General features: G+C 62.4%; 7 protein-coding genes. 2 read left to right on the forward strand and 5 right to left on the reverse strand.

Going from position 1 to position 8,727, the window contains the following annotated elements; genetic code table 11:
• Positions 1-149: 149 nt before the first annotated feature.
• The 5 genes from ACK6AU_RS03455 to ACK6AU_RS03475 all read right to left on the reverse strand — a co-directional run bounded on the left by ACK6AU_RS03455 (position 150) and on the right by ACK6AU_RS03475 (position 6,063).
• Positions 150-1,643, reverse strand: a complete 1,494-nt coding sequence (locus ACK6AU_RS03455) for an acetyl-CoA hydrolase/transferase family protein (protein ID WP_185696660.1) — start codon at positions 1,641-1,643, stop codon at positions 150-152.
• Between the two features lie 179 nt (positions 1,644-1,822).
• Positions 1,823-3,259: an NAD(P)(+) transhydrogenase (Re/Si-specific) subunit beta gene (locus ACK6AU_RS03460; protein ID WP_263013848.1), complete on the reverse strand. Its 1,437-nt coding sequence runs from the start codon at positions 3,257-3,259 to the stop codon at positions 1,823-1,825.
• Positions 3,259-3,579: an NAD(P) transhydrogenase subunit alpha gene (locus ACK6AU_RS03465; RefSeq protein ID WP_003233786.1), complete on the reverse strand. Its 321-nt coding sequence runs from the start codon at positions 3,577-3,579 to the stop codon at positions 3,259-3,261. The genes ACK6AU_RS03460 and ACK6AU_RS03465 overlap by 1 nt, the downstream gene beginning before the upstream one ends.
• Before the next feature lie 15 nt (positions 3,580-3,594).
• Positions 3,595-4,716: a Re/Si-specific NAD(P)(+) transhydrogenase subunit alpha gene (locus ACK6AU_RS03470; RefSeq protein ID WP_185696658.1), complete on the reverse strand. Its 1,122-nt coding sequence runs from the start codon at positions 4,714-4,716 to the stop codon at positions 3,595-3,597.
• Between the two features lie 447 nt (positions 4,717-5,163).
• Positions 5,164-6,063: a LysR family transcriptional regulator gene (locus tag ACK6AU_RS03475; protein WP_185696657.1), complete on the reverse strand. Its 900-nt coding sequence runs from the start codon at positions 6,061-6,063 to the stop codon at positions 5,164-5,166.
• Between the two features lie 157 nt (positions 6,064-6,220).
• Here ACK6AU_RS03475 and ACK6AU_RS03480 point away from each other — a divergent pair, with 157 nt between their 5' ends.
• Both ACK6AU_RS03480 and ACK6AU_RS03485 read left to right on the forward strand, forming a co-directional pair.
• Positions 6,221-7,402: an acyl-CoA dehydrogenase gene (locus ACK6AU_RS03480; protein ID WP_022642742.1), complete on the forward strand. Its 1,182-nt coding sequence runs from the start codon at positions 6,221-6,223 to the stop codon at positions 7,400-7,402.
• 13 nt (positions 7,403-7,415) lie between these two features.
• Positions 7,416-8,636: a CaiB/BaiF CoA-transferase family protein gene (locus ACK6AU_RS03485; protein WP_185696656.1), complete on the forward strand. Its 1,221-nt coding sequence runs from the start codon at positions 7,416-7,418 to the stop codon at positions 8,634-8,636.
• Positions 8,637-8,727: the final 91 nt, after the last annotated feature.

Raw genomic sequence — 8,727 nt, forward strand, 5'->3', positions numbered from 1 at the left:
ATTTTGGTGCATTTCGTAGGTTTTTGATCGATGAGGGGCGATTTCAGGCGGGGAAAAGACCGGTACAGCAGTACAGTTTTTGCAGCTTTCTGGCGATGGAGTCGGCGGGCTGGCGCAACTGTGCGTGCGTCAGCCGCCGACTGTATTCATCACTCGGCGAGCATCTTCCCGGTTTCTTCCAGGTTGATGTGCCAGCTCAGGGCTTCACGCAGGATGTGCGGGGTGTGGCCACCCAGGGCGCAGGCCTTGGTGAAGTAATCGTTGAGGGCGTCGCGGTAGGACGGATGCACGCAGTTGTCGATGATCACCCGTGCCCGCTCCCGTGGCGCCAGGCCGCGCAGGTCGGCCAGGCCGATCTCGGTGACGAGGATGTCGACGTCGTGCTCGGTGTGGTCCACATGGCTGACCATGGGCACCACGCTGGAAATCGCGCCACCCTTGGCGATCGACTTGGTGACGAAGATCGCCAGGTGCGCGTTACGGGCGAAGTCACCCGAGCCGCCGATGCCGTTCATCATCTTGGTGCCGCAGACGTGGGTGGAGTTGACGTTGCCGTAGATGTCGAACTCCAGCGCGGTGTTGATGCCGATGATGCCCAGGCGCCGTACCACTTCGGGGTGGTTGGAGATCTCCTGCGGGCGCAGCACCAGCTTGTCCTTGTAGCGCTCCAGGTTGCCGAACACATCGGCGTTGCGCCGGCTCGACAGGGTGATGGAGCTGCCCGAGGCGAAGCTCAGCTTGCCGGCGTCGATCAGGTCGAAGGTCGAGTCCTGCAGCACTTCGGAATACATGGTCAGGTTTTCGAAGGGCGACTCGATCAGGCCACACATCACCGCGTTGGCGATGTTGCCGATACCGGCCTGCAGCGGGCCGAGCTTGTTGCTCATGCGCCCGGCTTCGACTTCCCGCTTGAGGAAGGCGATCAGGTGGTTGGCGATGCCTTGGGTCTCGCTGTCCGGGGTCGAGACGGTGGACGGCGAGTCGGACTGGTCGGTGATGACGATGGCGGCGATCTTGTCCGCGGGGATCGGGATGGCGGTGCTGCCGATGCGGTCGTCGACCTTCACCAGCGGGATCGGTGTGCGGGTCGGGCGATAGGTCGGGATATAGATGTCGTGCAACCCTTCCAGGTTCGGGTTGTGCGCCATGTTGATCTCGACGATCACTCGCTTGGCGAAGATCGCGAAGCTGGCGGAGTTGCCCACCGAGGTGGTCGGCACGATATGCCCCTGCTCCGTGATGGCTACTGCCTCGATCACGGCGATGTCCGGCAGCTTGAGCTGCTGGTTGCGCAGTTGTTCGACGGTTTCCGACAGGTGCTGGTCGATGAACATCACCTTGCCGGCGTTGATCGCCTTGCGCAGGGTGCTGTCCACCTGGAACGGCATGCGCCGGGCCAGCACGCCGGCCTCGGTCAGTTCCTTGTCCAGGTCGTTGCCCAGGCTGGCGCCGGTCATCAGGCTGATTTTAAGCGGTGACACCTTGGCCCGTTCGGCCAGGGCATGGGGCACGGCCTTGGCTTCACCGGCGCGGGTGAAGCCGCTCATGCCGACGGTCATGCCGTCCTCAATCAGAGCGGCAGCGTCTGCGGCGCTCATCACCTTATCCAACAACGAAGGCAAGCGGATACGATCACGGTACATGGATGGTTATCTCGGGCAACGAAAGCAAGAAGCGCAGTCTAGTGATTTCCAGAAAAAACGCCCCGCGACAAAGGTCGAATGAAAGACCCTGTCCTAGAGCCTTCCGTCGGCTTTCTGGAGTAAATAAAAAACCCCAGCCTACTAAAGGCTGAGGTCTTGGGTATTGCGCTACGGCAGGATTATTCGACGGCCTTGACCATGTCCTCGATGACCTTCTTGGCGTCGCCGAAGACCATCATGGTCTTGTCCAGGTAAAACAGTTCGTTGTCCAGGCCGGCATAACCGCTGGCCATGGAGCGCTTGTTGACGATGATGGTCTTGGCCTTGAAGGCCTCGAGGATCGGCATGCCGGCGATGGGCGACTTCGGATCGTTCTTCGCCGCCGGGTTGACCACGTCGTTGGCGCCGAGCACCAGCACCACGTCGGCCTGGCCGAACTCGGAGTTGATGTCCTCCATCTCGAACACCTGGTCGTACGGCACTTCGGCCTCGGCCAGCAGCACGTTCATATGGCCAGGCATGCGCCCTGCCACCGGGTGGATCGCGTACTTCACGGTTACGCCACGATGGACCAGTTTCTCGGTGAGTTCCTTCAAGGCGTGCTGGGCGCGTGCCACCGCCAGGCCGTAGCCGGGCACGATGATCACGGTATCGGCGTTAGTCAGCAGGAAGGTCGCGTCGTCGGCCGAGCCGGACTTCACCGGGCGGGCCTCCTGGGCGCCTGCCGGACCACCGGCATCGGCGCTGTTGCCGAAACCGCCGAGCAGCACGTTGAAGAACGAGCGGTTCATCGCCTTGCACATGATGTAAGAGAGGATCGCGCCGCTGGAGCCCACCAGGGAGCCGGCGATGATCAGCATCGAGTTGTTCAGCGAGAAGCCGATACCCGCCGCGGCCCAGCCCGAGTAGCTGTTGAGCATCGACACCACCACCGGCATGTCGGCACCGCCGATGGGGATGATGATCAGCACCCCCATGACGAAGGCCAGGGCCAGCATCAGGGCGAAGGCGCCCAGGTTGCCGGTGACCATGAAGGTGACGCCCAGGCCGAGGGTGGCCAGGCCCAGTACCAGGTTCAGCTTGTGCTGGCCGGCGAACTGTACCGGTGCGCCCTGGAACAGGCGGAACTTGTACTTGCCCGACAGCTTGCCGAAGGCGATCACCGAACCGGAGAAGGTGATGGCGCCGATGGCCGCGCCGAGGAACAGCTCCAGGCGGTTACCGGTGGGGATCGAGTCGCCCAGGTGCTTGACGATGCCCAGGGACTGCGGCTCGACCACGGCGGCGATGGCGATGAACACCGCGGCCAGGCCGATCATGCTGTGCATGAAGGCCACCAGCTCGGGCATCTTGGTCATTTCGACGCGCTTGGCCATGATCGAGCCGGCGGTGCCGCCGATCAGTAGGCCGACGATCACATAGCCGATGCCCGCGGTGGCCAGCTCGGCGCCCAGCTTGTAGATCAGGCCGACGGTGGTCAGTACCGCCAGGGCCATGCCCAGCATGCCGAACAGGTTGCCGCGGCGCGACGTGGTTGGGTGCGAAAGCCCCTTGAGCGCCTGGATGAAGCACACCGAGGCGATCAGGTAGAGGGTGGTTACCAGGTTCATACTCATTACTTTTGCACCTCTTCTTTGGCTTTGGGCGCTTTCTTCTTGAACATTTCCAGCATGCGGCGGGTGACCAGGAAGCCACCGAACACGTTGACCGCGGCCAGGGCCACGGCCAGGGTGCCCATGGTCTTGCCCAGCGGGGTCACGGTCAGGGCGGCGGCCAGCATGGCGCCGACGATGACGATTGCGGAAATGGCGTTGGTCACCGCCATCAGCGGCGTGTGCAGTGCGGGTGTGACGTTCCAGACCACGTGGTAACCGACATAGATCGCCAGCACGAAGATGATCAGGTTGTAGATACCGGGGGAGATGAGTTCTTCCATCGTCTGAATCCCTGCTTAGGCGTTTTTGCGGATGACCTGGCCGTCGCGGCACATCAGGCACGCGGCGACGATGTCGTCTTCGAGGTTGACGTCGAACTGCCCTTCTTTGGTGAAGACAAGCTTCAGGAAGTCCAGCAGGTTACGGGCGTACAGGGCCGACGCGTCGGCGGCCACCGCGCCGGCGAGGTTGGTCGGGCCGACGATGGTCACCCCGTGCTCGACCACCACTTGGTCTGGCACGGTCAGCGGGCAGTTGCCGCCCTGGGCGGCGGCCAGGTCGATGACCACCGAGCCGGGCTTCATCTGGGCCACGGTATCGGCGCTCAGCAATGTCGGCGCCTTGCGACCGGGTATCAGCGCGGTGGTGATGACCACGTCGGCCTGCTTGGCGCGCTCGTGCACGGCCAGGGCCTGGCGCTGCATCCAGCTGGCCGGCATGGGGCGGGCGTAGCCACCGACGCCTTCGGCGCACTCGCGTTCTTCGTCGGTTTCGTAGGGCACGTCGACGAACTTGGCGCCCAGGGACTCGATTTGCTCCTTGACCGCCGGACGTACGTCGGAAGCCTCGATCACTGCACCCAGGCGCTTGGCCGTGGCGATGGCTTGCAGGCCAGCCACGCCGGCGCCGAGGATCAGCACGCGGGCGGCCTTCACGGTGCCGGCGGCGGTCATCAGCATCGGCATGAAGCGTGGGTAATAGTGGGCTGCCAGCAGCACGGCCTTGTAGCCGGCGATGTTGGCCTGGGACGACAGCACGTCCAGGCTCTGGGCCCGGGAAGTGCGCGGCGCGGCTTCCAGGGCGAAGGCGGTGATCCCGCGCTCGGCCAGCTTGGCGATGGTTTCATTGCTGAACGGGTTGAGCATGCCCACCAGGACGGTCCCGCTCTTGATCAGGGCCAGTTCGCTGTCATTGGGGGCCACGACCTTGAGGATCAGCTCGGCGCCGAAGGCATCGCTGGCGCTGCCAATGGTTGCCCCTGCCGCTTCGTAGGCACTGTCCACCACGCTGGCATTGATGCCGGCGCCGCTTTGCACGGTGACCTTATGACCCTGGCCGATCAGCTTCTTGATGGTTTCCGGGGTTGCAGCAACCCGTGTTTCACCCGTTTGGGTTTCGAGAGGAACACCAATGTGCACGTCAAATCTCCTGCTTGATCTTATTGCTTGCGATCTTTCTTAGAAGGCCAGCGCACTACGCAGGGGCGCTGGGGCGGCCGATCAGCACGATCCCGCTGAAATCACAGCGGGGCGCGGCATTTTGCAGGCGAACTTTGAGGCCTTCAAGGCATTCTGACTAGTGACGGAAAATTAACTACAAGTCACCCCGTGACCGAATGTCGCAACTCCCTGGGCTTAGGCCTTGTAGGCCGTGGCTTTCAAGGGTTTTACCGCAAATTTAAGTTTTTTCGCATTGGTGACATGAATGCACATACATTGTCTGCCAATAAACCCTACAACCCACGTGGTTAGCTGCTTGGAGAAGGTTTTTGGTCGATGTCGGTACAGTCTGTCTATATGCGACAAATAGTTATATCTGTAGTGCTTTTATTTTTCTGACTACGAAGTCAAGTAAGGCTGGAGGCCTTAGTTTTCCAGGGTGTAGCTGTGTGCCTGGTGTACCAGCCAATCGCGAAATGCCCGTAGCGAGGCTGATTCGACCTTCCGCTCGGGAATCATCAGGTAATACGCCTTGATGCTCGACAGGGCCTTGGGGTTGGCGATCACCAGGCGCTTCTCCGCCAGTTCACGCTGGATCAGGAACGGCGGGATCAAGGCGATGCCCATGTCATGCATGGCGGCCTGGGCGAGCATTGAGAATAGCTCGTAGCGTGGGCCTGTCATGTCGCGGGGGACGTTCAACTGTTGGGAGTTGAACCATTGGCGCCAGGCGTAAGGTCGGGTGGTCTGCTGCAGCAAGGGCAGCTCGGCAATGGCTTCGGGGGATAACTGTTGAAGTCCGCCCAACAGGGCCGGGCTGCATACCGGCATGGGGTGTTCATCCATCAAACGGTGGGACTGGGTGCCGGACCAGTCGGCGTCGCCGAAGTAGATGGCGGCGTCGAAGGGAGTATCGGCGAACAGGAACGGCCGGGTGCGGTTGGTCAGGTTGACCGTGACGTCCGGGTGCCGTTGCTGGAAGTCCTTGAGACGTGGCAGCAGCCACTGGGTGCCGAAGGTCGGGACCACGGCCAGTTCGATGACGTTGGCGCCCTGCTGCCCCATCACTGATAGCGTGTCGCGTTCCACCGCATCCAGCTGGGTGGCGACCCGGCGGCTATAGGACAGGCCGGCCTCGGTCAGCTTGACCCCGCGTCGGGAGCGGCGGAACAGCTCGACGCCGAGGAACTCCTCCAGGCTGGCGATCTGGCGGCATACCGCGCCCTGGGTCAGGGAAAGCTCCAGGGCGGCCTTGGTGAAGCTCTCGTGACGAGCGGCGGCTTCGAAGCTGATGAGCGCGGCGGTGCTGGGGATTTTTCTGCGCATGTACGGCAATCTCACTAATGAATGCTGTAAATGGCACTTGTCGCCATTTCGAAGTGAGAAATTAGCACAACAGTATGCGAAATCCTCGTTTGCCCGGGGCGACGACCAGGCCTAGGATCAATTCACGATAGTTGGCCTACTTCACGAGGACTCTCCCATGGGCGGCAAAGCAAGCTTCAACTGGATCGATCCCCTTCTGCTGGATCAGCAACTGACCGAAGAAGAGCGCATGGTGCGTGATAGCGCCGAGCAGTTTGCCCAGGGCAAGCTGATGCCGCGGGTCCTGGAGGCTTTCCGCCATGAGCAGACCGATCCGGCGATCTTCCGCGAGATGGGTGAAGTGGGCCTGCTGGGCGCGACCATTCCCGAGCAATACGGCGGCAGTGGCCTGAACTACGTGTGCTACGGCCTGATCGCCCGTGAAGTGGAGCGCGTGGATTCCGGTTACCGGTCGATGATGAGCGTGCAGTCGTCCCTGGTGATGGTGCCGATCAACGAGTTCGGCACCGAGGCGCAAAAGCAGAAGTACCTGCCGAAGCTGGCTTCCGGTGAGTGGATCGGCTGCTTCGGCCTGACCGAACCTAACCATGGCTCCGATCCGGGGGCCATGGTGACCCGGGCGCGCAAGGTGGATGGCGGCTACAGCCTGACCGGCAGCAAGATGTGGATCACCAACAGCCCGATCGCCGATGTGTTCGTGGTCTGGGCCAAGGACGATGCCGGCGATATCCGCGGCTTTGTCCTGGAGAAAGGCTGGAAGGGCCTGAGCGCCCCGGCTATCCATGGCAAAGTCGGCCTGCGGGCGTCGATCACCGGCGAGATCGTCATGGATAACGTGTTCGTGCCGGAAGAAAACATCTTCCCTGATGTGCGTGGCCTGAAAGGTCCTTTCACCTGCCTGAACTCGGCGCGCTACGGTATTTCCTGGGGCGCCCTGGGCGCCGCCGAGTTCTGCTGGCACACCGCTCGCCAGTACACCCTGGATCGCCAGCAGTTCGGCCGTCCCCTGGCGGCGACCCAGCTGATCCAGAAGAAGCTGGCGGACATGCAGACCGAGATCACCCTCGCCCTGCAAGGCTGCCTGCGCCTGGGCCGGATGAAGGATGAAGGTACTGCGGCGGTGGAAATCACTTCGATCATGAAGCGCAACTCCTGCGGCAAGTCCCTGGAGATTGCCCGCATGGCCCGCGACATGCTGGGCGGCAACGGTATTTCCGACGAGTTCGGCATCGCCCGTCACTTGGTGAACCTGGAGGTGGTCAACACTTATGAGGGCACCCATGACGTGCATGCGCTGATCCTGGGGCGCGCGCAGACCGGTATCCAGGCGTTCTATTGATAGGAGAGCGGCCATGGGCGCGTTATCGCATCTGCGGGTACTGGATTTATCGCGCGTCCTGGCCGGGCCATGGTCCGGCCAGATCCTGGCGGACTTGGGGGCCGAGGTCATCAAGGTCGAGCGCCCGGGCAACGGTGACGACACCCGCGCCTGGGGCCCGCCCTTCCTCAAGGACGCCTATGGCGAGAACACCACGGAGGCTGCCTATTACTTGTCGGCCAACCGTAACAAGCAATCGGTGACCATCGACTTCACTCGCCCGGAGGGCCAGCAACTGGTGCGCGAACTGGCGGCCAAGTCGGACATCGTCATCGAGAACTTCAAGGTGGGCGGCCTGGCGGCCTATGGCTTGGACTATGAGTCGCTGAAGGCGATCAATCCGCGCCTGATCTATTGCTCGATCACCGGGTTCGGCCAGACGGGGCCTTATGCCAAGCGGGCGGGTTATGACTTCATGATCCAGGGGCTGGGTGGGCTGATGAGCCTGACCGGTCGCCCCGAGGGTGATGAAGGTGCCGGGCCGGTGAAGGTCGGCGTGGCCTTGACCGACATCCTGACAGGGCTCTATTCGACGGTGGCGATCCTGGCTGCCCTGGCTCACCGGGACCAGGGCGGTGGCGGGCAGCATATCGACATGGCGCTGCTGGATGTCCAGGTCGCCTGCCTGGCGAACCAGGCGATGAACTACCTGACGACGGGAGTCGCGCCCAAGCGCCTGGGTAATGCCCATCCTAATATAGTGCCCTATCAGGATTTTCCGACGGCGGATGGCGACTTCATCCTTACCGTGGGTAATGACGGGCAGTTTCGCAAGTTTGCCGAAGTGGCGGGCCAGCCGCAGTGGGCGGATGACCCTCGGTTCGCCACCAACAAGCTGCGGGTGGCCAATCGCGCGGTGCTGATTCCGCTGATCCGCCAGGCGACGGTGTTCAAGACTACGGCGCAGTGGGTCAGCCAGCTGGAGCAGGCTGGGGTGCCGTGTGGGCCGATCAACGACCTGGCCCAGGTGTTCGCCGATCCGCAGGTGGTGTCCCGTGGCCTGGCCGTGGAGTTGCCGCATGCCTTGGCGGGGAGGGTGCCCCAGGTGGCCAGTCCTATTCGTCTCTCCGAGACGCCGGTGGAATATCGTCAGGCCCCTCCTCTGCTGGGCGAACATACGCAGCAAGTTCTGCAGCGCGTGCTGGGCATGCAGGCCGAGGCCGTGGATAGCTTGAAGCGGTCGGGAGTGTTGTAGGGCTTTCCTTCTTATATATAGAGAAGCGCTTTGCGTTCCATGTAACGCTGCCCGGGACAGCCTTTTAAGGCGTTCCGGGCGTTATTCATGG

Origin of the sequence: Pseudomonas sp. KCJK8993, from assembly GCF_046230915.1 — a bacterium.
Classification (GTDB): domain Bacteria; phylum Pseudomonadota; class Gammaproteobacteria; order Pseudomonadales; family Pseudomonadaceae; genus Aquipseudomonas; species Aquipseudomonas piscis.